This is a genomic window from Mucilaginibacter sp. CAU 1740, assembly GCF_039839285.1.
Classification (GTDB): Bacteria; Bacteroidota; Bacteroidia; order Sphingobacteriales; family Sphingobacteriaceae; genus Mucilaginibacter.
Genome location: NZ_JBDOQS010000002.1, coordinates 655,018 through 678,149, shown reverse-complemented (window position 1 = coordinate 678,149; position 23,132 = coordinate 655,018). Strand labels below are relative to the sequence as shown.

The following is a 23,132-nucleotide window of genomic DNA, read 5'->3' as shown; positions in this document are numbered from 1 at the left end:
AGTTTATCGGGTTCGGTTAAGTTTCAAAAACCTGTATAAAAACGGCTTTTTTAACGGGTTAAAGTTAAACCATCTTTTTAAATATGCCAGTTCAAAATGCAATAAGTTTAAAAATTGCTACACATATGTTCAAAGCGGATACGTTGCAATTAACAACGCTGTTTAGCTAAAGTTTGAACAGCCTTAACATAAAAAAGGCAAGTCAAATAAATGACTTGCCCTTTTTATCGGCTTTTATATTGCCTGCCAGCCGGTTCGCATTAAAGCAAACCGGCATTAACAGGCGGATATATAGGAGTTTGGAAAAGTATAGCTGTGAAATCGGCCCGCCAAGTTCCCCTATATTGGCAAGCCTCTCCTATTTATCCAATTCGGCTATGATCTTTTTGGCATTATCGTTTGTTGGATCGAGCTGTAGCGATTTTTTGTAATTGAGCAATGCTAACGGCTTATTACCCTGGTTATAATATGCTTCGCCCAAACTATCAAAAACGTTGCCCGACTTAGGAAATAATTTTGTGTTGTACTCAAAAACGGTGACTGCGTCGGCCATGCGTTTGTCGCCCATTAGGTAATAGCCTAATTCATTAAGGGTATCTTCACCGTCAAAACTATATTCATCAGCATGTTTAGCTTTAACATCATTATAAAAAGCGATGATCTGCGTGCCGTTTAACGAATCTATTTTAGTATGAAATTCGTCCGAGAACGACTTTTTGATCTGCGCGTAGGGTTTACTATCTAAAATAGCTTCTATCGATCTATCGATGGCGTAAAGGTTACCTTGCTTGTTATTGGTCATCAGGATAATGGTGATCCCTTCGGGCACTTTGCTTACCAGCAGTGCCTGGTAATTCATGCTGGTGCCATCATGTATATGGCTTATCATTTTATCGCCATCCATACTTCCACCGCCAAGGCCGGATTGCCTGTTTGCAGAAACACCATTAATAATCTCGCGGGTGGTAACCGGGTTGATGAGTTTAAATTTGGCTATAGCATTTGCCCATGCATGAAAATCATCAAGCGTTACAGCCGTCCAGCCAGATATCGGATAGAAAAATGGATCTGTTTTGCCTTGATTATCATACGCGCGAGCTACTAAAGCATCCTTTTCAGTTGGGTCGATAACGGCGGTGTTCATCCCTGTGGGTTTAAGTTCATAATCCTCAACAAACTGTTTAAAGCTCATGCCGGTTATTTTTTCTATGATCCGGCGTTGTAAAAACACGTTGTTATTGTTGTAGTTGTATTTTTTGCCCGGCTCGGAGTTAAGCTGCGTTATCTTCATTAAATCAGCCATATTATCGGCATCATTTTTAACGGTTTTCCATTGTACATCGGGCAAACCGCTGGTGTATTGCAACAGGTTGATAATGCTGATGGTGTTTGCCCAGGAAGGCAACTCTGGCAGGTATTTAGATACCTTATCATCCAGACTAAGTTTACCTTGTTGCTGCAACATCATGATGCCAACCGCATTAAACTCTTTGGCTATTGAGCCGATGTGAAACCGATAGGCCTCGGTAAGTTTGGTAGTTTTAGCGGCATCTGCATAACCTATTGCGGCCTTATAAATCACTTTACCATGATCGGCCACTAATAAGTTACCGTTAAATATGCCAAGCCTGTTGGCACGACGGACCAGCGTATCAATGTTCGCAATCTTACTTTGCTGCGCCTGGACAAATCCGACACCAGCCATAAAAGCAGGGAACAATAGCAAACTATGTTTTAAATTCAATTTCATAAGGCGGGGTTTTATGATATAGAGACGACACTAACCTACGTTATGTTACAAGCAATGTGCTATTACTTGATTTCCTGATTTATGGTTTTGATAAGAGGATTGACCGTGCGAAAATTATCGGGTACTTTACAGCTTTGAAGTCACAGGTGCTGTTGATTATTTAAGGCTAATTATGATGAGGAGTTTTGATGATATGCTTTGTTAATGGCTAAATTAGCAAAGCAATAAGCTATGGAGATTAAATATCAAACGGGTTTAAGAGACAATCCTGTAATCAAACCTACAACAGGAATAATGGCAACTGGAATAGACTTTTCCTTCACCCTTGAACCGTTAACTATTGATGAAATTATCCATTTAGAAATTAATTATAACTCTGGAAATCCATTTCCGACATCTCTACGGGAACTATTGTCTCTTGCAGGCAAGGACTGCTATGTTCTTGACTATAGCACATTTGACAGCCAGATAGATCTACAAAATGAAGTTCGTGCCGACCTTATGGAATTCAAATACAACATCGCGCGACCTTTTTTTGTTCTCGATGTGCATTATGGAACAATACCTTTTCTTTTTGTGTATTTAGATCAACCAACAGATGATCCTCCAGTGTATATGGCAGAATTAGATGAAAACATCCACGGAAAACCAAAGATGGAAATTAGATGGGTCAATTTCAGTTTGTCTTCATTTATTAACGATAGAGTTGAGTATCTGAAAGCTGGAGGGAATCCATTTTGAAATAAACAAATTGCACATGCAGAAAAACTGCTCTGGTGGCAATTTCAAAACAACATCATTCCCGTAATACCATTGCCAACATTTCATTTTTAATAGCCGGAGGCAAAATCATCATCGGTTTTGATACAATTTCTTTATCCTTTAACGGCGATGGGCAACTCCCAACCAAAACAAAGCAGCCTTTTTCGGCTTCAAAAGTCACTATTATTTTTAGTTGCTTAAGCGCTTCAATATCCTGGTAGGCGGTGCGGGTACTGATATTGAAATGTTGTTTCAGCAGGTCGATGCTCACCACATCCCTGCTTTGCAGCAATACCAATAGTTTAAGTAACCTGTCGGCCCTGTTCATGTCTTAACACATTTTTTCACACAAAGGTGTTATGGTGTAATGACAACAGTGTGTCAGCAGGAAAATTCGTGAGTGGGATATGCAGAACCAGACTTACGAAGTTTTAAAAACTTCGTAAGTCTTAAAAGATTGCTATTTTTAGTGCTTCAGCAAGGAAATATCAAAACCGGAAAATGCGCGTGGGGCTGCTCGGCATGAGCGTCGTAATGCTCCCAAACGGCATTTAATTGCGAACTGCGGTTGCTCAACACAAAAAGATCAACCTGCATAATATTTGTCAATACGTCGATAGTTTTAGCAACCTCTCTTTCTCTAATATTCATCAGGCTGAGGTTATGATTAATAAATGATTGTGCGAATACATTTTCAGCATAAGCATCGTGCATGTGCGGCACACCAGGTTCGGCTACGTTAAACAGCTTGGCGCTGGCCTTAGTTGATGAAATTAGCTGATTTATAAAATAAGTGATCGACTTTTTGGCAAACCTAAGATCGGTTAGATAACCGATGTTGTTCATGCTAAAACTAACATCTTCAGGCACTGCTAAAACCGGGTAGCATGAATGGTTAAGTGCCGCTTTTAGGTCGTCATTAACTTCACGCGAGGTTCCTGAAACTCCTTTTACAATAATGCCGATATCATATTTAACAGTTATTTCATGCAATGACATACCCAATGTATCCAGGTAGCTTAGATGGATAATATGATCGGCATGATGCTCATGCGCATTTATCTCATCGTGTATAAAATCATTATCCGTAACGTGTTGCGAAGCAGGTAAACTGCGCGACTCGGGTACCATGTACGTAACTACAACCTTTGCATTCAATTTTTCACTTAATTCACCGGCGTAAGCGAGGGCGTTCCGGCTCTCACTTTTTAGGTTGTGGATTACCAAAATAGATTTCATATATAGTAGATATTAGATGAGATGTGTTAAGATAAAACGCCATATAATTAAAAAAGGTTTTTTAATTTCTAATTAAATCCGTCATAAAATTGTCAAGTCATTATTAAAACCGGGTTAGAGTTATCAAAACAGAAAAAACCTTGTTTCGGCATCAAAACAAGGCTTAACTAAAAATTAATTGAAAAGGTTTTATTGATGATCAATATCAGATCCAACCTGCTTCTTTTCCACCGGTTTAAATTGTTGTTTGATAAACTCCGGATTGCTGTTTCCGTAGGTTGGATTACTTGAAAAGAAACCAAAAGGCATCAGCGTAAAACCCATGTGATGCACCGACATGATTGGCCATTCTTCCGGGCGAACAATGTGCGTGATGCCGGCCACGTACCAAAGCACCACATCGTTATCCCCTATCTCGCGGTTTTTGGCAGTCCACTCGGGCAAGCCGTCGTAAACTTTGTTACTGGCGGGGTATTTACCAGCGGGATAAATTTCGTTTTCATGATACTGCGTTACCCAAAATTGATGATTTAAAAAGCCTGCCTTTTTACACAGAAGCGAGGTTTGCGGAACAAAGGTTTTGGCCTGCCCGCCGGGCATCAGCATATAGCCTACGTGGCCGCCAAAATCATTCATCTCCTTATTATTCACCACGTGCCAGTTGCGGGCGCTTTGGTAGTTAACATCGCGTTGGGCTTCCTTCTCGTTCATAAACATGGTATCATCTACATAAAACGCGTTTTGGTAAGGGTTATCCTTACCCGGTGGCACGGCTTTGCTGTTCATTTCCATTACGCTATTATTCTGCGCGCCATCAATGTCCATATCCAACCTGAAAACAAAAAAGTGCTGGTGATTGATAGCCTCCACATGTTTATGCACCAATGTACCGAACGAGTGGCCCTGGTACGAATAATCATTTTTGTTGATACCCATGCTCATTTCGGTAGTGCGGTGTACGCCTTTCACTTCTACAATACCGGTAAGCTCGATATCTACATCGATAGTGCCATCCTCCTTAAACCGCCAGGTGAAGGCATAATCATAGTTCTCGATCATGGTATAGTATTTAATAACCAGGTTGGTAGCCCTGCGTGATACCGTGCCGTGACGCCATAATACGCCGCCGTATTCTTCATAAACAGCAACCGCCCTATCCACCTGGAAAGGCGTACCGTTTTCCCTATGAAGGATGGCTGGCATGTACTCTGCATTCTCAGGCGCGTCGGCACCGGGAGTTAGGGATTGTGCTGTGCCCTGCCCTAAGCGGTATTCGCCTGCATCAAAAAAATTATAGGTTGCCTGGAACAGATCGGGCGAGCCGTAGGGTACAACCATTTCGGGCATCGAACCGCGGTACATTATTGAGCGTTCCTTACCATTATCGTTAAATCGCACATCGTAAATTACCAATCCTTCGCGGTTATCTACCCCGTAGCGCAGTTGCCAGTTTTGCCAGGTAATTTCATGGCCGTTAACGGCAAAGGTATGCCCTTGGGGCTGTGTGATCATGAGCGGTTTTGGTGCGGGCAGTGTTTCTTTAACCGAATCTTTATTGAAATAATACAGATCGGTTTTATCGCTGAAAGCATTGGCTTCGTCCACAATCTTCAGGATCTTGCCTGTAGTGAAATCCGTGTAGGCCATCAAGCCCTCTATATCCACATTATTCTTTTTGCGCCGGGCAATCACCATCTGCTCCCGGTGACCGATAGGCGCGATACCGATATCGCCCACAAAAATGCTGCGGTGCGTTACCGAGTCGATAGAGATACCGCGTTTTTTCAAAGCAGCTACCCAGGCTTTATCCTTGCGTACAATGATGTTAGCTACCGAATCGGCCTCGAGCCCCATCCCTATTACATTGGGGATGTTTTTAACCGAGATCACTTTTTCTGCATTCAGATCAACCACGGCTTCGGTAACGCCGTTTTTGCTGTAATCATAAAAACTGGTAAAAGCCTCACGCCGGGTGTGCGCGCCGGGTTTATAGGCGAGCACCTCGCTTTTGGGCGGCTCTTTCAGGTTAATGATGTTAAAAATATCCTTGCCGGTTGTCGTTTTACTGTCTTTCAGTATCTGCACAACCTTCTTCATTTCTGCCGCCGAAAGCGGGTCGAGTGGGTAAGTGTTGCCGCCGGTTTGGGCAAATGCAGGGGCGCTGCAAAGCAACCCTATGCCAATAGCATAAAGTAATGGGGTTTTAATCATTTTATGTTGTTTAAAGAGTGTCGGTTGTTAAAGTCTCTCTTCTCAAACTTTAGGTTATAACCGGTCTCGCAAACAGTATAAAAATCAAAACGGTGTTATTTTTTAGCAGCTAACCACAAAAGGGCATCTTCAAACATTTGGTTTTGCTGGGGCAAGGTAAATATCAGGTCGCCGTGGCCCATGTTCATGTACAGCATTTTGTATTTGGTGTTGGTCCACACCACAGGGATATCACCATCGCGAATGATATCCTTTTTACCCAGCGGATAGTTTGCCGGATCGAGCGTTACAAGTACTTTAATATCTTTATTATCGCGCGGATTGGGTTTCCAGCCATACCACTCGTTTATGGGTGCTACATAGCTTTTGCCCAGGCTTTTGGTTACAGGGTGCATGTTATCGTCAACAATCATTTTGGCGGGCAGTGGCGGCCAGTTGTTGTTATAAAATGTAGCACCCAAAAAGCTCACAAACCACGGCCATTTGGTGTACTTATCATTATAGCCCGACACGTGAAAACCCAGCCATGCCCCGCCGTTAGTCATAAATTTTTCAAAAGCGCTGCGCTGAGCCTGGTTATGCGGAAACTCGTTAAGCCAAACCACCACCTGGTAGTCTTTTAGTTTATCATCGTTCAGGTCGCCCCAATTGCTGGTGGTATCAAAAACAAAGTTTTTTTCCTTAGCCATTTTGCCGTAGAATTTAATGGCATCCATGGCAAAATCAACATGGTCGCTCTCTACATCGGTAGAGTACAAGGCCAATACTTTAAATTGTGGTTGCTGAGCAAAGGCGATGTTACCCACCAAAAGCATCAGCATAAAAAACATTGCGGAGTATATAAGTTTCTTCATCATAAATGCTTTAGCGGGTTATTTATTCATTTCATTACCAAGCGAATCCATCACGCCATTTACAGCCGCGCTGATCCCCCTAAATAAAGGCTCATCATCGCCCGACCATGGGTGCCCTCGCCTGAAATCCCACCAGCGGTATTCAATTTTCGAGTATTCGTTTGAGATACCTTTTTCTATCGGCTTTTCATAAACATCATACACTTTTACCTCGTAGGTAGCATCGTAAACAATTATATCAACCACAACCCTCACAAAGTAATAATTGCCGGTAGTGCCGATGTTTACGCGGGTGGTGTAAGTGCCTATAATTTCGCCTTTCTTTTCGTTTGCGGTGGTTGTCGTTTTTTCATCGCCTTTAAACCAGTTTTGGGCTTTATTGTATAAGTCAGCTTTTTTAAAGGCTGGGCTGAGGGCGTAAACGTTATCAAAATACACTTTGCCATTGCGCATTTGCAGCAAAACGGGTGATGTGTTATTTCCTTGGGCTACGCTTATAAATGGCATTAGAAAAAGGAACAGGATCAGTAGTTTTTTTATCATAGTTTGATTGGTTATGAGTGGAGTTTGCGGTTAGGTAAATATCAAAAAGCCGGGGGTAGATTGTTAATTTGAAGGCACTATTTTAGCACTACAGGTTTGAAATAAATCTCGCAACTTCTTAACTGTCAGAAACAACATTAATTAAATAGATATACACAAAGCAAATAACAGTTTAACATAGTTATCGATACGAGGCACCTACGGAGCCCTCTATTTCTGTTTCCGTTTATGCTATAAACACGTTACTCCTACGGAGTACCTTGCAAACTTTTTAGCTTAAGCTTCTAATACTCCGTAGGAGTAACGTGTTTATAGCAAAGTACCTGCAATTATTCCCGGCTCCGTAGGTGCCACGTACTATAAAAGCGACTGGCTCAACGCCCTATTCTATTTTTTAGCAGCCCAGAAAATAGCGTTACTAAACAGCGTAGTATAATCCTTACTCTCAAAAAGCAAAGGCGAATGCCCCATAAAAATGTAAACGTTGCGCGCCTTTTTAGCCGGATTAGTCCAGATCACCGGGTGATCGCCCATGGTTATACCATCTTTTGGTTCATAAGTCGATTCATCTACCGAAGCCAGCACATGCACATTAGTCCGCGGACTTTTATCATACGTGTACCATTCCTCTTTCTGCACCAAAAACGATGATGATACCCCTTTCATAACCGGGTGGACTTTATCTTCAACGTTCACCGTGCCTTTGGCAAAAGTGGCTATGTAGTTTTTAAACTTAATGCCGCCCATATAGTTCCAAAACCAGTTCCACATCGGGTAGCCGTCAAACTCACCCAGCAGGGTTGCATGGTGAAAACCCATCCAGCCGCCTTTACCCTCGTCAATATATTTTTCAAAAGCTTTTACAGCCGGTTCTTTCCAGGCATAGGGCGGATAATCTAACTGGATAAATAGTTGGTAGTTAGATAAAAATTCTTCATTTATCTTATCTGTGTTTTGGATATAGTCGATAGAGAAATTGCTATCCGCAGCCAGTTTATCCAGCCAAACTTTAGCAGCTTTTGAATATTCGATGTGGTGGCCGCCGTTTTCATAAAGAGCTATAACTTTAAAACGCGGCGCTTTTTGAGAAAAGGCGCTTAATACAGTTAACAGGCAAAAACTTAGTATCAGGGTTATTCTTTTCATGTTGATGATTTACAGGTTGATGGTTTATTTATAGATCCTACCCATCATCGGGTTATTCCAGATCACTTTTTTTAGTTCCTCAATATCGATAGCACCTTGATGACTATACACCACTTTTCCTTCAAGATCAACCAGCATGGTATAAGGCAGCGCGCCATCCCATTTGGGATCTACAGCCTCGATCATTTTATATTTATCATCGCCAGTATAGATGTAGTTGGTACCGGATGATTGTTTGCGTTGTAAAAACTTCAGGGCTTTATCTTTATTAACGGGATCATCGGCACTGATGCTTACAAACTCTAATCCCCTATCACGGTACAGCCTGTTTAAAGTAACCAGGTCGTCGAACTCTGCAACGCAAGGGCCGCACCAGGTAGCCCAAAGGTTGATGAGCCTTAACCTGTCCGAATGATTTTTCACCACGCCTGCAATTCCGGCGGCGCTGATGGTATCTATCTTAACAGGTTCTTTAGCCCATTGTATTTGTGCTTTCTCGATCCAGTCCTTCTTTTCGGCCCATTTAACCGAGCAGCCAAAGGTTTTGGTAACCGGCACGGCCACTTCTTTACCGGCAAGCACGGCATCGATAGCATTTCTTACATCCTGCGACTTGGGTGTTTTTGCAGGGTTTTCCATATCATCAATACGGCCGTTGTAGCGCAGTTTTCTATCCTTATCAAACACAAAAATATGAGGCGTGGCTATCGGGCCGTATTTGTTGGAGGCTATTTCTGTTTCACCATCATACAAGTATGGGAAGTTGAAGCCTTTATCTTTGGCGCGTATTTTCATATCATCAAAACCGTCGCCCAAATCACTGTAGCCCAGCTCATCGTATCTTAATGAGGTTGGATTATTAGGATTAATAGCAACAACACTCACGCCTTTAGCAGCATAATCGCTGGTGAGTTTGATCACCCTATCCTCATAAGCCTGCGATGTTGGGCAATGATTACACATAAACACGACTACCAGCACTTTGGCGTTTTTAAAGGATTGCAACGTATAGGTTTTTCCATCGATGCCGGGCAAACTAAAATCCGGCGCCTGTGCGCCGATAGCCAGCGTTTTATGTTCATCGGCAAAGGCGAATGCCGGGCTGCACAATAACAGCGTGAGGATTAAGCTTATATGGGTCTTTAACTTCTTCATAGCAAGATATAATTGTTTATAATTGATCGCTTGTTGAAACTGCCAGCAGGTACCATGCCGTATGCGGAAGCCATTGCTCGGCCCAGCGCCAGTCGGAATCTTTGCCCGAAACTGCATAAGGGATATTGAAGTCAATATCATCCTCATTTTCAAAACCCGAGGTAATGCCGTTTACAATACCGCCCGGAGCATTGGTATATTCAAACGTGCCGAAAAAGCCGTAAGCCGGATTATTATGCCCGGTACCTTGCAACATACTTGCATCGAAGGGGTTTAATCCCAGTATCCAATTGAGTTGGTCTATCGCGAAAGCGGATAGCTGATCATGGAAAGGCTTATCGTCTTTAAACAGGTTAGCAGCCATCCTCGCGGCGGTAGCTAATGAGCCGAGCCGTGCGTTCTCTCCCTGCCACCACGGCGAGGCATCGCTGCCGTGCGGGAAAAAGAAAGCGCTTTTGCGGTTACCCAAAGTATCCTGCACCAACTCGCGACTATAGCCGAAGGGGTTATTTACCTCGTGGGTAATAGCCAACTCAAACTCCATTGATTTCCTTACGGCAGCTTTGATCTTAGCCTGCACAGCTGCCGAAGCCTGCGGATAGTAGTATAATAAACTCACCACCGGCAAACCTCCATCCGAAGGATGGAAGAACGGGCGGTCTTTATCATCGGCACGCCAAAAATTTTGGTATTTATTCCATGAGGTAAGGCGATTAAGCAGGTTATTGGCCCGTTTTTCGGCAGCGGTTTGGTAAACCGGTTTGTGGGTTACTTTATACAGTTCGGTAGCGGCGCTTAAGGCACAATAATCATCAAGGATATTTTCCTTTTTATCGTAATCCATTTGCGGATTTTCCTTCTCTAAAAAGGCAAAAGCGTTTTCGGCGGCTTTCAGATAATCGGCATTGCTGTACTCGCCCGATGTTGGATAAGCCGATGCCATAGCCAATGCAGCGATACTGATCCCCGCGCCCGAGCGGTAACTGGCCTGGTAAGTACGCCAATCTTTCCCGGTAGTAGTTTTGGTAAACGATTGATCTTTATTTTGTTTGATACGATAGCTACCCTCATCGGCCTGGATCACCCGATCTTTAGGTAATTTACCCGGCCCCGGCGATGATACAGAACGATAGAATGATCCGTTTTTGGCCTGCATGCGCACCAAATAATCAGCACCATACATAGCCTCATCCAAAATACGGCGATTAAACTGGCGGAAATCAGTTCCTGATCTGGCCGATAACAGTTCGTAAGTTTTGAATAGGCTAAAAGCAGTTAAGGAAATTTGCTGCGGGTTAAAGTAGTTGGAGAATGAGAGGTGTGATAAATGCTTGCCATAATCGCCGGTGGCATCGTACCAGCCACCATGTGCATCAATGGTATCGGTAGTTCCCGATAGTACCAAATGATGGTCGGCTTTGTCCAACAAACCAGAACTGCGCTGCCCTTTAAAGTAATATACTACATCAGATATGGTCGCTTTTTCCAATACATTTTTTCCTATTATAAAAGGATAAGATGAGACGGTGCCTTTTGGTGAGGTGAACTGTATTTTATAAGTACCTGGCGTAATAAAGCTGCTAAAATCAAGCGCCCAGAATTCAAAATTCTTCCATTTATTTACCGGGCCACTATAAGTGATCCCCCCTGAAAAAACAGTGTTGCCTTTTTCGGCATCTATTAAATTAAAATTGCTTAGTGTAAGGTGGCTATCGGCTACAATAACGGCGTGTTTAGCTTTATTTTCTTCATAACCCACATGGTTGGTCACCACTTTTATACTTTGTGCCTGCACAAAAAACGGAGATGCAGCTAAAAGCAAGCAAGCAGATAATACTATAGTTATATGTTTTTTCAGGTTCATATATAAAGTTAAGGAATTATAAAGCCGCGGTTAGGGAAGCGTTTTGCATCCGGTTTCAAAACTAAAAGATAATGTTACCGGTGGATATTTTGCTGCCACTACATTAGCACTACCATGGCTAAATCACTCAATTTGTTACAAATAGCCCACTAAGGCGCATCACCCTTGGTCACCCTTTTGCTTACCCGTTTTAGCGCGAAATCAATACAATAAATAACAGTAGTGGTGTTGTAGTGGCTTCAAAATAGCAATTGAACAAAGTTTCATTGATAATTGCAGAAGATTAAATTTCATACATTGTATAAACCAATTATGAAAAGCCGCGCCCACAAAACGCAGTTATAAAAACCTTAAATAATTAATGGAGAATACCGAAGGAACACGAAAATTTCTGATAGCTACGCATGGCAGGCTGGCTGGTGGTGTAAAATCATCGCTTGATATTATTACCGGCGCCATGGATAGTATTTTTTTGATAGAGGCTTATGTAGACGAAAACCGATCTATCGAGGATGATATTAAAGCGGTGGTTGACCAGGTTGGCGATAACGACGAGCTGATTGTGTTTTCGGATATTATGGGAGGCAGCGTTACCAACCAAATTTTGCAATACGCCCGCCAAAGCAATGTGCATGTAGTATCGGGCTTTAACCTGCCTTTGGTAATTGAGATAGTACTGGCAGATACCGATACCCCAGCGCAGGAAGTAATTGCCGAAGCCATAGAAAACGCCAAACAACAAATGGTGTACGTAAACCAGCTTTTAGCCGCACAAACGCAGGAGGAAGACAATGATTAAACTTATTAGAATAGATGACCGGTTGGTACATGGCCAGGTAGCCTTTACCTGGACACCCGCCCTTGGTGCTGATTGCCTGCTGATAGCTAATGATAAAGTAGCTAAGGACGAATTTATGAAGATGACCTTAAGCCTGGCCAAACCGGCGGGCACTAAACTGCTCATCAAAACCGTAAAAGACGCCGCCACTTTTTTAAACGACGAAAAAAGCAAAAACGCCAAAGTACTGGTGCTCATCAACAATGTAAAAGATGCCGCTGCTTTAGCTGCTGATGTGCCCGAGATCACCTCAGTTAACTTCGGCGGCTTACGTTCAAAAGAAGGTTCAAAGCTGATCTCGAAGGCCATCGCTGTAAATAATGATGATATTGAAATCATCCGCGAGATGCTGGCTAAAGGCCTCGAGCTGGAAGTACGGCAGGTACCTACCGATAACAAGCAGCTTGTTGAAAGCCTGATTTAATTAAACAGATTCAAAACCCATACAAACAATCATATAAATCCTTGTCAGTATCATACTTGCTCATCGCGCTGATAGCGATGTTTGGACATTCGGAAGATTTTCTGGGCACGACCCTGCTCAGTCGCCCGCTGGTGCTTGGGCCGCTGGTTGGCCTGGTGCTTGGCGATGTAACGCAGGGCGTGATCATCGGCGCAACTTTAGAGCTTATTTTTATGGGCAACATTAAAGTAGGCGCAGCCATTCCGCCAGATGTAATTACCGGCGGGGTGCTGGGCACAGCTTTCGCCATTATTTCGGGCAAAGGGCCTGCTATCGCGTTGGCCATAGCCGTACCGGTGTCCATCCTTGCCGAAATGGTGATTAGCGGGTTGTTTGTATTAAGGGCCATGCTCAACAAAAAATTCAGTCAATATGCCGATGAGGGTGATTTTGCAGGGATTCAACGGCTGCATATCATATCGGGTTTGTTACGGCCTTTGCTGATGGGCATAATAATAATGCTGGCGCTGCAGTTAGGCGCGGGCGCGATGAAATCGTTTTTGGATATGATCCCGGCATGGGTACAAACCGGCTTACAGGTTGCGGGTAATATGCTGCCAGCATTGGGTTTCGCCCTGCTCATGAACCTGATGTTCAACAAAAACATGGCACCATATTTCTTCCTCGGGTTCATGCTGGCGGCTTATTTAAAACTGCCGGTTATAGCTATAGGCGGTTTTGGGGTGATCATCGCGCTATTGGTAACACAGGTTGCACCAAAACCGGCCATTGATGACGATGATGATTTTGGAAATGACGAAGAGCCCGCCGAGCCAGTAAAACTCAACCCAAAACTGAGCAAAAAAGATATCCGTTCGCTGTTTTTCCGTTCGCTGGCATTGGAGGCCAATTTCAATTTCGAAACCTGGCAAAATACCGGCTTCGCTTTTTCCATTATCCCGGTTTTAAAAAAGTTTTATAATACTAAAGAGGGTATGGCCGCGGCTTTGAAAAGGCACCTGCAGTTTTTTAATACCAGCCCTTACGGTTCAACACTCATTATGGGTATCACCGCCGCCATGGAAGAGCAAAACAGCGGCGACGAAGATTTTGATGAAGAATCGATCAACTCGGTAAAGCTTGGCTTGATGGGACCATTAGCAGGCGTATTCGATTCTCTTTTTTGGGGAACTTTTAAAGTGATAGCTGCAGGGGTGGGTACTTCGCTGGCTATTAAAGGGAATATTATGGGGCCGTTGTTGTTCCTGTTGATATTCAATGTACCGCACTTGTTGCTTCGGTATAAGTTGACTTTTGTGGGATACAATGCCGGTACACGGTTTCTGCAAAACCTCGCCAAAAACAATGTGATGGACAGGCTCACCAAAGGCTCATCTATTTTAGGGCTAATGGTGGTTGGTGCCATGCCTGCTACACTGATGAATATCACTACGCCATTGCATATCGGCACCGATAAATCTGCCGTGGGTATCCAAAGTATTTTAGACCAGGTGGTGCCTGCCATGATCCCGCTGGGGCTTACCTTTTTAGTGTACTATTTTGTTAAAAAAAATATAAAAACCACATACCTGTTGTTAGGCCTGCTGTTGCTTGGTTTTGCAGGGAGTATTATTCACCTGTTTGCATAAAGAAAAGATATAAATGAAGGGAATTGGAGTTTCACCGGGCATAGCCATAGGCAGGGCGTTTGTGATCAAGAAAAACGCGCCCGCTACAAACGGTATTGTTTTAAAAAACCAGGTAGAGATTGTGACCGAGATCGAACGCTTTGATATCTCGGTGGTAAACGCGCTTGGCGAGATAGATGCCATCAAAAACAGCTCGCAACTGATGCTGAACGATGATGACATTGCCATACTCGAAACACAGGTTGAGCTGATCAACGATCCGCAGATCCGCGAGGATGTGGTAGCCAAGATCGAGGCCGAAAAGAAAACCGCTAACGATGCCCTGATAGAAGTTACAGCCGGCATTGTAGCGCTTTTTGAAAGCATGGACGATGAGTACATGCGTGCCCGCTCGGCCGATTTCCAGGATATCGGCAACCGCATCCTCAAATACATTAACCGTACCGGCGATACCAATGCCCGCTCGTTCGAGCCGGATACCATTGTTATTGCCGACGACCTCACCCCTTCCGACACAATCACATTAGACCTTAACCTTGTCACCGGTTTTGCAACACAGGCAGGCAGCCGCACTTCGCACGCGGCCATTATAGCCAAATCAAAAGGGCTGCCCGCTGTTGTAGCCTGCGGCGATGAGTTAATGACCATCAACCATAACGATTTTATTATTCTCGATGGCCTCAGCGGTTCAGTTTACGTAAACCCAGGAGAGGAGATTATCAGCCGTTACTCAGCCAAATCGGATTCATTCAAACAACAATCCGAAGTGCTGAAAAAAGTAAAGGATAAACCGGCCATTACAGCCGATGGAAAACAAGTAACCTTACTTGCAAACATCTCCAGCGCCGACGACTTGGACATGGTTCACGACAACGGCGGCGAAGGCGTTGGCCTTTTCCGCACCGAAATGCTTTTTATGGACCGCGATACTTTCCCGGATGAGGAAGAACAGTTTGAGTTTTACAAAAAAGCGGTACTGCAAGCCAAAGGTAAACCCGTAATTATCCGCACCATTGATATAGGCGGCGATAAACACCTCTCCTACTTTAACTTACCCGCCGAACTTAATCCTTTCCTCGGCTACCGGGCTATCCGTATCTCGTTGGATCAGGAAGGCTTGTTCATGGTACAACTGAAAGCTATTTTACGGGCATCGGCATTCGGCGCGGTAAGTATTATGTTCCCGATGATCTCGAACGTAAAAGAGATCCGTGATGCCAAACTCATCCTCAACAAAGCAAAAACCGAACTTACCGAAGCAGGCATAGCTTTTAGTGAAGATGTAAAAGTTGGCATTATGGTCGAGATCCCTTCGGCGGCGGTTACCGCGGATATACTGGCTAAGGAGGTTGATTTTTTCAGCATCGGCACCAATGATCTTTGTCAGTACACGCTGGCTGTCGACAGGATGAACGAGAAGATCACTCACCTTTACGACCCGTTTAACCCCGGCGTGCTGCGCCTTATTCTGAATGTAATTGAGCAAGGCCGCGAGCATAACTTACACGTAGGCATGTGCGGCGAAATGGCTTCTGATCCATTGGCTACCCTACTATTATTAGGCATGGGTTTGGAAGAATTTTCAATGAGCGCAGCATCCATCCCCGCTATCAAAAACATCATTATCAATAACACCGAAGCCCATGCCAAACAGGTTTGCCAGCAGGTAATGGCTATGGACAGTTCGGAAAACATTATTGCCTATTTAAAAGAGATAACCCAATGATAACTAAAGATTATATCATCACTTCGGCACAAGGCATGCACGCCCGACCGGCAACCCAACTGGTTAAACTGGCCAAAGGCTTTAAAGCCAACACCAGTTTAAAAAAGGGCGACAAAACTGTTAAACTTAACAGTCTGCTCAATATCCTATCACTCAGTATTAAAGGCGGTGAAACCGTTTCGGTAATTATGGATGGCGAGGATGAAGTGAGCGTAGCCGTTGTTATTGATGATTTTTTCACCAAACAGCTTAAAGAATTATAGAGAAGCGCTGTCCGAAGTCTCTGACTTCGGACGACTATGCAAGTAGTCTGTGACTACAGTGTATTTCGATAAAAATATATCATGTGCCTGTAGTTACAAACTACAGGCATACAAGTTCGAAGTCAGAGACTTTGAACAGCGGAACAGGGAAAGAAAAAAATACTACATTATAAATGAAAGTAACTATAACCAAAAGCGAACAGGAATTTGACATAACCGCGGCATGGCGCATCATAGCGCAGATGCTGGAGAAAAAAAACTCGGTGATCGGCCTGTCAACAGGACAAACTACTATTGGCATGCACCGTATCGTATCTGAAATTTATGCGCAGTATCCGTTCGATGTATCCAACATCACCCTGTTTAATGTTGATGAACTCACTAATTTGGAGCGGGAATATGCAGGCAGTTGTTATACCATGATATTGAACCAGATTGCCGGTCCGCTGGGGATACCTGATGAGAATTTTATTATGCCGCCTACCCTTTCGGACGATTTTGTGGCCGAGAGTATCCTGTTTGAAAAACGCCTTGCCGAACGTGGCGGTGCCGACCTGCAAATGCTGGGCATCGGCAGCAATGGCCATATCGGTATTAACCAGCCTGGTACGCCGTTAGAAAGCGAAACCTGGGTATCGCCAATGGACCCTGATTTTGAAGCGCGCGTTCGTCGCGAAACACAGGTACCGCCCGAGATTGAGCTTGGCGGTTTAACCCGCGGTATCAAAAACATTATGCATACCCGTAAACTCATCCTGATTGCAAAAGGCAGCCATAAAGCTGAGATTGTTAAACAAGCTATCCTTGGGCCGGTGGGTACGGATATCCCGGCTTCAGTGGTACAATTGCACCCTAACTGCGAGATTTTGCTGGATGCCGATGCCGGTGCTTTGGTTGCTGATCATGCTAAAGAACGTGGTTATAATTGGTAACCGATGATAAACTAATAAATAGAAAAAGGTATCCTGAGTTTTTTTGGGATACCTTTTTTATTAAACCCAACTCTCCACAGCGTCATTGCGAGGGACGAAGCAATCGCGAACTATACAGGGCGAATCTGCATGCCGCTCTGCTTCCGTGCGATTGCTTCGTACCTCGCAATGACGCGGCGGAATGGTATTGCAAACATTAATTACGCTAATCCCTCTTCTTCTATGAAATACATCTACCTCACACTAATCGCCGCCGCCCTTCTCCTATCTGGCTTCTACCTCATCCGCGAACCGTTGACCGAACATACTGAAGATGGCGCCGCCTACCGCTGGCTACACAAAAAAGTGGAGGACAAACGCTTGCTTGATGATATGGAGAATTTGGATAACTGGCGCTCCTTCACCTCATCGGGCGTACAGGTGGTTGATGCCCGCAAGGTAATGGTAACCCCGGATTCGAGCAGTTCGGTTGCAACTATCGAATTATCCGATAAATATGTGCATAGCGGTAAGCAGGCTTTGTTAATGAATACGCCTACCCGCCTGGCTAATGCCGCACCTAAAAACGGCAGACATTGGGGGCGCTCTGGTGTGCGGAGGTTATTTAACGGCGAGGACTGGACAAAATATAACCGAATTTCGATCTGGGTTTATCCCGATCTGCCCGGCTTTTACACCACCGCGCTGGATTGCCAGTTGTTTAACGATGGTGTAGAAAAACTCCCGGCCATCTTCGGACAGGAAGGACAAACTTCGCTCACGCTAAAAAACCATGAATGGAACCATCTGGTTTGGGAGATCAGCAACGTGGCGAGGGATAAGATCACGGCTTTCGAAATGTCGTACGGCTTATCGGGCAGCTACCCCGGCGAGGCTGGTAACATCCGCTTCTACTTTGATGATATGGAACTGGAAACAGTGAAAGCTGATAAGGTTGAAGGATGGGATGTTGAACAGGGCAAAATATCCTTTGCACATACTGGCTATCAAACCGGCGCGCAAAAAACAGCCATCGCAAACGGCATACAGGCAAAAGATTTCAAACTGGTTAATTCCGATAACGGAAAGATTATTTTACAGAAAGCCATTCAAAAAATAACATCACACCTTGGCAGCTTTGATGTTATGGATTTTTCAGAGGTACGCGCGCCCGGAAATTATATACTACAAGCGGGCAGCGTCAGTACGAGGCCCTTCAGAATCGATGTCGATCCCTACGAACGCACCGTATGGAAAGCTATCAACTTTTTCTACGCCGAAAGATGTGGAACCGAGATCCCCGGCATCCACGGCCAGGAACATGAAGACTGGCTTTGTGTACATGGTGATAAACGCATAGTGATTAATGGTGGCTGGCACGATGCTGGGGACTTATCCCAAAGTTTTGAGGCTACAGAAGAAATTACCTATGCAATGCTAAGCATGGCCGAAAAACTGAATACCCGCAATGAAAATCCTAAACTTTACCAACGTGTACTGGAAGAAGCCAAATGGGGGCTGGATTGGATCCTGAAAACAAGTTTTGGCGATGGCTACCGCAATACCGGTTCTATCAACAGCCGCCGTACCAATAACATCATTGGCGATGATGACGATGTGATCACTACGGCGCAGAACACCCCAATGGCCAACTTCGAGGCTGCTTCAGTAGAAGCTTACGGATATCGGGTATTTAAAGACATCGACCCAAGATATGCCAGCTACGCACTTCAAAAAGCTGAGGCTGATTGGCAATTCGCGGTAGATGGGCTGCCAAATCTTAAACCGGTTACAGATCAATGGCGCGGCACCTTCGATTCAAATAATGTGGAAGATGAACTACCATCGCAGATCATCCTCTCGTCCATCGCTTTATGGAAAGCCACAGGTAATAATAAATACAAAGAACTCGCCATAAAACAAGCACCTTTTATTACCAATGCCCAGCAGCGCGAAAGACCGGATTGGGATACGCCGCTAACCGGCTTCTTTTACACATCAACAGCAAAAGAACGCATCTTGCATTATTGCCATCGTGGCCGTGAACAGGCGCCAACCATGGCCTTAACACAGCTTTGTGAAGCTTTCCCTAATGATAAGGACTGGATCAAATGGTACACTTCGGTAACGCTGTATTCAGAATACCTGAAAACCATTGCCAAATACACCGCGCCTTACAATGTGATGCCCGCATCGGTATATACTGATACAGAATACGAAAGCGTGCCCGAAAGTCGCCGCGAATCATTTCGTAAACAGGTTTTAAAAGGTGTACCGCTCGGTAAGGGTCATTATCTGCGCCTGTTCCCGGTATGGATGGATTACCGCGGACATTTCGGTACTATTTTACCGCAGGCGCAGGCATTGGCAAACGCGGCCCATCTGAGGGGCGACCTGCCATCTGCACAACTTTCCATCAACCAACTGGAATGGATCATTGGCCGTAACCCATTCTCGGCAAGCACCATGTACGGCGAAGGTTATGATTATGTGCCGCTTTACACCCCATCATCCGGCGATATGGTTGGCGGCTTACCAGTAGGCATTCAAACTAAGGATGAAAACGATATACCATACTGGCCGGTTCAAGCGATGTGGACTTATAAGGAGATCTGGGGCCACCCGGTTACCAACTGGATATGGCTGTTGAAAGATGTAGAAGGCCCGGCCATAGTTGAAGGGATAGCCAATGCTCCTGTCATTTTTAAAGAGTTGAGCACCGGTTTAACTACCATTGTAAAACCAGACGCGCCAACCAGAAAGTTTAAAACGAGCCTGCCGCAGGGGCAATATGATATTACAAGCAACGGCCAGTCGCTAACCCAAACTTTATTGCCGGCATCAAACTATCATTTGGATCTCCGTAAGGATAAGTTCTTGAAATTTCAGTTATCAAAAACCGTGATGGCAGATGGCGAAGTAGCTATAAAAGTAAACGTATGGGGAAGCGGTTCCCATAGCTTTAGCATCCGTGCTGATAACTTAAACCTTGGTTCTGCGCCTAAACAAGTTACACTTAAGCAAGGGGTTCCTTTAAGTTTTGAATGGAAAGGAAATATTGATGATAAAAAAGCTGCGTGGGTAGCTGTGGTTATTCCGGATGATAATATATCGGCGAGGGAGGAGATTAGAGGGACTGTTTGGGAGAAGTAATTATAAAAAAATACAACTTCCTTACGCTGATCTGTGATGAGTGATATTCTACACGCCATTGAAAGGATATGTCAAAATTGGGCCTCCACTATTGCGTTACAAACGCAAAACCATATTAAGCACTCATCACAGATGAGCGCAAGAGAAAAACAAGCATAAGTTTATACCTAAGCAAAAAAGCCGCCCGGCAATCCGGACGGCTTTTTTGTTTGTACAAGATTTAGGTTATTATTAATTTAAATGACTGTTTGCTGCATCCAGCAGGTATTCCTTTTTATCATCGGCATATTCCCAAAACATCACTCCTGCCATCCCTTGCTTTTTAACATACTTACATTTCTTTTTTATCGACCATTCATCATCAAAAGATAAAAACTGGCGGGTAGTTGGATTGTACAGGTATGGGGCTTGCGCGCTTTTATCACGATAGTATTTAAAAGCTTTATTGGTTAACAAGCTATCTTTAATAAAAGTATAACCTCCGCCGCGCATCCTTCCGAGGCTTTTTGAACCCAAGCCTGTTTTGGTACTATCTGATACCCTTACCGAGCGGGAGTAAAACGCCATGCCCAGTACCAGTTTTTCGCGCGGTACACCTGCATTAATGAATGCCTGAGTACCAGCGTCGGAGTTATTTTCGGTTTTAAGGTATTTGGAGCCATATAGTCCGGTGTGGTGTACAGCCAAATCGGCACCGTAATCATAGGTCATGAGGTTGATGTAATCCAATAGCTTGCCTACTTTATCCATTTCGGTGTTTTGAGTAAACCGCTCAAAAGCGCCTACGGCAGCGGTAAGCAATTTCTTTTTTCCTGTCTCCTTTTGCAGTTTATCGAGTTCGGCACGCAACTCAACAAACATCAGGGTGTAATTCACTTTATCTTCCGGGCGGTAAACGTTACCTGCTCCATAGGCGTTAGGATACTCCCAATCAATATCTACCCCATCCATTTTAAACTGCCTAATAATATCCACAGCGCTTGCGGCGAATGCTTTACGACCTGTATCAGTAAGCGCCATATCCGAAAAGTTTTTACTCCAAATCCATCCGCCTATTGAAATGAGCACCTTAAGGTTGGGGTTCTTTTTCTTCAAACCAACAAGATATCTGAAGTTAGTTGTATCGGTGCGGCGATGCGTTAACCAAGCCCGGTTGTGCTGCACATCAACAAAAGCGTAATTAATGTGCGTGAGCTTTGTCGGGTCGACCATGGTGGTATCCGTTAGGCCTCGATAACCGCCCACATAACCTATTATCACATGTTTTTTTTGCTTCACTTTTTGCGCCTCGGCATTGAAAAACGCCAATATTAAACATGTAAGCACCCCGGCAAGGCGTAACACCCTGCAAAATTTAGAAATAGTTGTCATTATAATTATTTAGAGATGAAAGGTTTAAATTTTAAGTCGTAATCGTTTCTTTTCCATCAGGCCACCCAGCAGTATAATTAAAAAAGCTGTGGCAAACGACCGCAACAGGCCGGGCAAGCCGTTGTTGATCAGGCTGGGATATCGTACATTGAGCAATTCGAGAATAAACACCTGGAAGTATGGGATCAGGTAACATGTTAACGTACTGGTACCCGCCGGTTTTATCCATTTAAAGGCGTTCACCTTGCCCTTAACATCAACCACATAAATTAATATCAAAAACGCCAGCGTTGTAATACCCGAACAGATAAACACCCAGGCTGGCGTTGAGCGGATCTTAGAGATCCCTTCGGCATAAGGCCTTATTGCGAAACCTGCTACCAAAAGCAATACGCCAACAATAGCCAGCGTTGCCCAAATGCGTTGGGTTTTACCCGTTTCAACCAGTTTGGAATAAATACCCGAAATTACTACGCCTCCCATAGTGAGTGTCATTGTCGAGGCATCGTGGATGATCCATAATGGTTTTAAAAATATAATGGCATTGCCGATGAAAGTACCGGTAACATCATCGCCCGCAATTTTCACTATCGATTCATCGCGCATTACTTTGATTTTAAATACACTATGAGCAATAATATTGACAGCCGCCAATACGATCCAGGCTACAATGAGCGAATTTAATTTTCCCTTTACCGCGAAATAGATCAGCGCACATACCAGGTACGACCAGCCTATCAAACCCAATATTCCCCACCATGATGGTTCCATGCCATGAACCTCGCCATCTTCGCCGCCTTTATAAACCACAGCCATGGCAATCAATAACGCTATCCCTAAAATCTGGAGCGCATATCTCCTGCCCTTGGCCATGGTTTCGGGATAGTCCAGCCAGATGAGGAAAAACGCTGTAGTGACAACCAATGCCCAAACCGCTTTGGAGATCACAGCCGCATCCGAATTAAACTCTTCCATATTTACATGGAAAAAGCCCATGATAAGAAGAGCCCCACTGCGAACAAGGATGTAAAACAACACATCTTTAGCGCTATCCCCCTTTTTAATGCGATTATTAATAGCGAATGGCAACGACAAGCCAACAATAAATAAAAACGCCGGAAAGATAGTATCGGCAAAACCCATCCTATCTTCAAAACCTTTGGCATGATCAATCCATTCAGGAATATGCCTTACGCCGCTGGCATCGTTAACAAATATCATCAACAGCATAGTGATGGCCCGCAGAACATCGATAGATAAAAGGCGCTTGGGTAATTGTTGCATTAAATTGTAA

At 44.2% G+C, this 23,132-nt stretch carries 19 protein-coding genes; 8 read left to right on the top strand and 11 right to left on the bottom strand.

The window, feature by feature from the left end; all coding sequences use genetic code 11:
- Window positions 1-358: 358 nt before the first annotated feature.
- On the bottom strand, window positions 359-1,750 hold the full coding sequence (locus AAFN85_RS07005) for a serine hydrolase (protein WP_347526358.1): 1,392 nt from the start codon (window positions 1,748-1,750) through the stop codon (window positions 359-361).
- Between the two features lie 231 nt (window positions 1,751-1,981).
- Here AAFN85_RS07005 and AAFN85_RS07000 point away from each other — a divergent pair, with 231 nt between their 5' ends.
- Window positions 1,982-2,491, top strand: a complete 510-nt coding sequence (locus tag AAFN85_RS07000) for a hypothetical protein (RefSeq protein WP_347526357.1) — start codon at window positions 1,982-1,984, stop codon at window positions 2,489-2,491.
- 55 nt (window positions 2,492-2,546) lie between these two features.
- On the opposite strand, the gene AAFN85_RS06995 is transcribed toward AAFN85_RS07000, so the two are convergent.
- The 8 genes from AAFN85_RS06995 to AAFN85_RS06960 form a co-directional block, all read right to left on the bottom strand.
- Window positions 2,547-2,840 (bottom strand): helix-turn-helix domain-containing protein, encoded by a 294-nt coding sequence (locus tag AAFN85_RS06995; RefSeq protein ID WP_347526356.1) that lies wholly within the window; start codon window positions 2,838-2,840, stop codon window positions 2,547-2,549.
- Between the two features lie 146 nt (window positions 2,841-2,986).
- A complete protein-coding gene (locus AAFN85_RS06990) occupies window positions 2,987-3,751 on the bottom strand; it encodes a hypothetical protein (RefSeq protein WP_347526355.1) in 765 nt (254 codons plus the stop codon).
- Between the two features lie 189 nt (window positions 3,752-3,940).
- Window positions 3,941-5,962, bottom strand: coding sequence for a hypothetical protein (locus tag AAFN85_RS06985; RefSeq protein ID WP_347526354.1), 2,022 nt, complete (start codon window positions 5,960-5,962; stop codon window positions 3,941-3,943).
- 95 nt (window positions 5,963-6,057) lie between these two features.
- Window positions 6,058-6,819: a ThuA domain-containing protein gene (locus AAFN85_RS06980; RefSeq protein WP_347526353.1), complete on the bottom strand. Its 762-nt coding sequence runs from the start codon at window positions 6,817-6,819 to the stop codon at window positions 6,058-6,060.
- Window positions 6,820-6,834: 15 nt separating this feature from the next.
- Window positions 6,835-7,359 carry a hypothetical protein gene (locus AAFN85_RS06975; RefSeq protein WP_347526352.1) on the bottom strand — a complete coding sequence of 175 codons (525 nt, stop codon included), beginning with the start codon at window positions 7,357-7,359 and terminating at the stop codon, window positions 6,835-6,837.
- Between the two features lie 387 nt (window positions 7,360-7,746).
- A complete protein-coding gene (locus AAFN85_RS06970; RefSeq protein ID WP_347526351.1) occupies window positions 7,747-8,505 on the bottom strand; it encodes a ThuA domain-containing protein in 759 nt (252 codons plus the stop codon).
- Between the two features lie 24 nt (window positions 8,506-8,529).
- Window positions 8,530-9,660 (bottom strand): redoxin family protein, encoded by a 1,131-nt coding sequence (locus AAFN85_RS06965; RefSeq protein ID WP_347526350.1) that lies wholly within the window; start codon window positions 9,658-9,660, stop codon window positions 8,530-8,532.
- A 16-nt stretch (window positions 9,661-9,676) separates the two neighbouring features.
- Window positions 9,677-11,524, bottom strand: a complete 1,848-nt coding sequence (locus AAFN85_RS06960; RefSeq protein WP_347526348.1) for a glycoside hydrolase family 9 protein — start codon at window positions 11,522-11,524, stop codon at window positions 9,677-9,679.
- A 361-nt stretch (window positions 11,525-11,885) separates the two neighbouring features.
- Here AAFN85_RS06960 and AAFN85_RS06955 point away from each other — a divergent pair, with 361 nt between their 5' ends.
- From AAFN85_RS06955 to AAFN85_RS06925, 7 genes are all read left to right on the top strand, one after another.
- Window positions 11,886-12,323, top strand: coding sequence for a hypothetical protein (locus tag AAFN85_RS06955; RefSeq protein WP_347526347.1), 438 nt, complete (start codon window positions 11,886-11,888; stop codon window positions 12,321-12,323).
- Window positions 12,316-12,786, top strand: a complete 471-nt coding sequence (locus tag AAFN85_RS06950; protein ID WP_347526346.1) for a PTS sugar transporter subunit IIB — start codon at window positions 12,316-12,318, stop codon at window positions 12,784-12,786. The genes AAFN85_RS06955 and AAFN85_RS06950 overlap by 8 nt, the downstream gene beginning before the upstream one ends.
- A gap of 41 nt (window positions 12,787-12,827) precedes the next feature.
- Window positions 12,828-14,414 (top strand): PTS system mannose/fructose/sorbose family transporter subunit IID, encoded by a 1,587-nt coding sequence (locus AAFN85_RS06945; RefSeq protein ID WP_347526345.1) that lies wholly within the window; start codon window positions 12,828-12,830, stop codon window positions 14,412-14,414.
- 13 nt (window positions 14,415-14,427) lie between these two features.
- Entirely contained in the window at window positions 14,428-16,140 is a 1,713-nt protein-coding gene (gene ptsP, locus AAFN85_RS06940) for a phosphoenolpyruvate--protein phosphotransferase (RefSeq protein WP_347526344.1), read from the top strand.
- Window positions 16,137-16,403, top strand: coding sequence for an HPr family phosphocarrier protein (locus AAFN85_RS06935; protein WP_347526343.1), 267 nt, complete (start codon window positions 16,137-16,139; stop codon window positions 16,401-16,403). Before ptsP ends, AAFN85_RS06935 begins: the two co-directional genes overlap by 4 nt.
- Before the next feature lie 173 nt (window positions 16,404-16,576).
- The gene (locus AAFN85_RS06930) at window positions 16,577-17,335 is read left to right on the top strand and encodes a 6-phosphogluconolactonase (RefSeq protein ID WP_347526342.1); all 759 of its coding nucleotides are present in this window, start codon (window positions 16,577-16,579) and stop codon (window positions 17,333-17,335) included.
- A gap of 222 nt (window positions 17,336-17,557) precedes the next feature.
- Window positions 17,558-20,467, top strand: a complete 2,910-nt coding sequence (locus AAFN85_RS06925; RefSeq protein ID WP_347526341.1) for a glycoside hydrolase family 9 protein — start codon at window positions 17,558-17,560, stop codon at window positions 20,465-20,467.
- Window positions 20,468-20,698: 231 nt separating this feature from the next.
- Here AAFN85_RS06925 and AAFN85_RS06920 read toward each other — a convergent pair whose 3' ends face one another.
- Both AAFN85_RS06920 and AAFN85_RS06915 read right to left on the bottom strand, forming a co-directional pair.
- Entirely contained in the window at window positions 20,699-21,838 is a 1,140-nt protein-coding gene (locus AAFN85_RS06920) for a glycoside hydrolase family 18 protein (protein WP_347526340.1), read from the bottom strand.
- Between the two features lie 24 nt (window positions 21,839-21,862).
- Complete coding sequence (locus AAFN85_RS06915) at window positions 21,863-23,122, bottom strand: DUF5009 domain-containing protein (RefSeq protein ID WP_347526339.1); 1,260 nt, start codon at window positions 23,120-23,122, stop codon at window positions 21,863-21,865.
- Between the last annotated feature and the right edge of the window lie 10 nt (window positions 23,123-23,132).

Bases quoted from the DNA above. Each gene is read 5' to 3' on its own strand.
- AAFN85_RS06920 (WP_347526340.1), bottom strand. From the start codon at position 21,838: ATGACAACTATTTCTAAATTTTGCAGGGTGTTACGCCTTGCCGGGGTG.
- AAFN85_RS06975 (WP_347526352.1), bottom strand. From the start codon at position 7,359: ATGATAAAAAAACTACTGATCCTGTTCCTTTTTCTAATGCCATTTATA.
- AAFN85_RS07000 (WP_347526357.1), top strand. From the start codon at position 1,982: ATGGAGATTAAATATCAAACGGGTTTAAGAGACAATCCTGTAATCAAA.
- AAFN85_RS06935 (WP_347526343.1), top strand. From the start codon at position 16,137: ATGATAACTAAAGATTATATCATCACTTCGGCACAAGGCATGCACGCC.
- ptsP (WP_347526344.1), top strand. From the start codon at position 14,428: ATGAAGGGAATTGGAGTTTCACCGGGCATAGCCATAGGCAGGGCGTTT.
- AAFN85_RS06990 (WP_347526355.1), bottom strand. From the start codon at position 3,751: ATGAAATCTATTTTGGTAATCCACAACCTAAAAAGTGAGAGCCGGAAC.
- AAFN85_RS06950 (WP_347526346.1), top strand. From the start codon at position 12,316: ATGATTAAACTTATTAGAATAGATGACCGGTTGGTACATGGCCAGGTA.
- AAFN85_RS06960 (WP_347526348.1), bottom strand. From the start codon at position 11,524: ATGAACCTGAAAAAACATATAACTATAGTATTATCTGCTTGCTTGCTT.
- AAFN85_RS06925 (WP_347526341.1), top strand. From the start codon at position 17,558: ATGAAATACATCTACCTCACACTAATCGCCGCCGCCCTTCTCCTATCT.
- AAFN85_RS06970 (WP_347526351.1), bottom strand. From the start codon at position 8,505: ATGAAAAGAATAACCCTGATACTAAGTTTTTGCCTGTTAACTGTATTA.
- AAFN85_RS06995 (WP_347526356.1), bottom strand. From the start codon at position 2,840: ATGAACAGGGCCGACAGGTTACTTAAACTATTGGTATTGCTGCAAAGC.
- AAFN85_RS06955 (WP_347526347.1), top strand. From the start codon at position 11,886: ATGGAGAATACCGAAGGAACACGAAAATTTCTGATAGCTACGCATGGC.
- AAFN85_RS06930 (WP_347526342.1), top strand. From the start codon at position 16,577: ATGAAAGTAACTATAACCAAAAGCGAACAGGAATTTGACATAACCGCG.
- AAFN85_RS07005 (WP_347526358.1), bottom strand. From the start codon at position 1,750: ATGAAATTGAATTTAAAACATAGTTTGCTATTGTTCCCTGCTTTTATG.
- AAFN85_RS06915 (WP_347526339.1), bottom strand. From the start codon at position 23,122: ATGCAACAATTACCCAAGCGCCTTTTATCTATCGATGTTCTGCGGGCC.
- AAFN85_RS06965 (WP_347526350.1), bottom strand. From the start codon at position 9,660: ATGAAGAAGTTAAAGACCCATATAAGCTTAATCCTCACGCTGTTATTG.
- AAFN85_RS06985 (WP_347526354.1), bottom strand. From the start codon at position 5,962: ATGATTAAAACCCCATTACTTTATGCTATTGGCATAGGGTTGCTTTGC.
- AAFN85_RS06980 (WP_347526353.1), bottom strand. From the start codon at position 6,819: ATGATGAAGAAACTTATATACTCCGCAATGTTTTTTATGCTGATGCTT.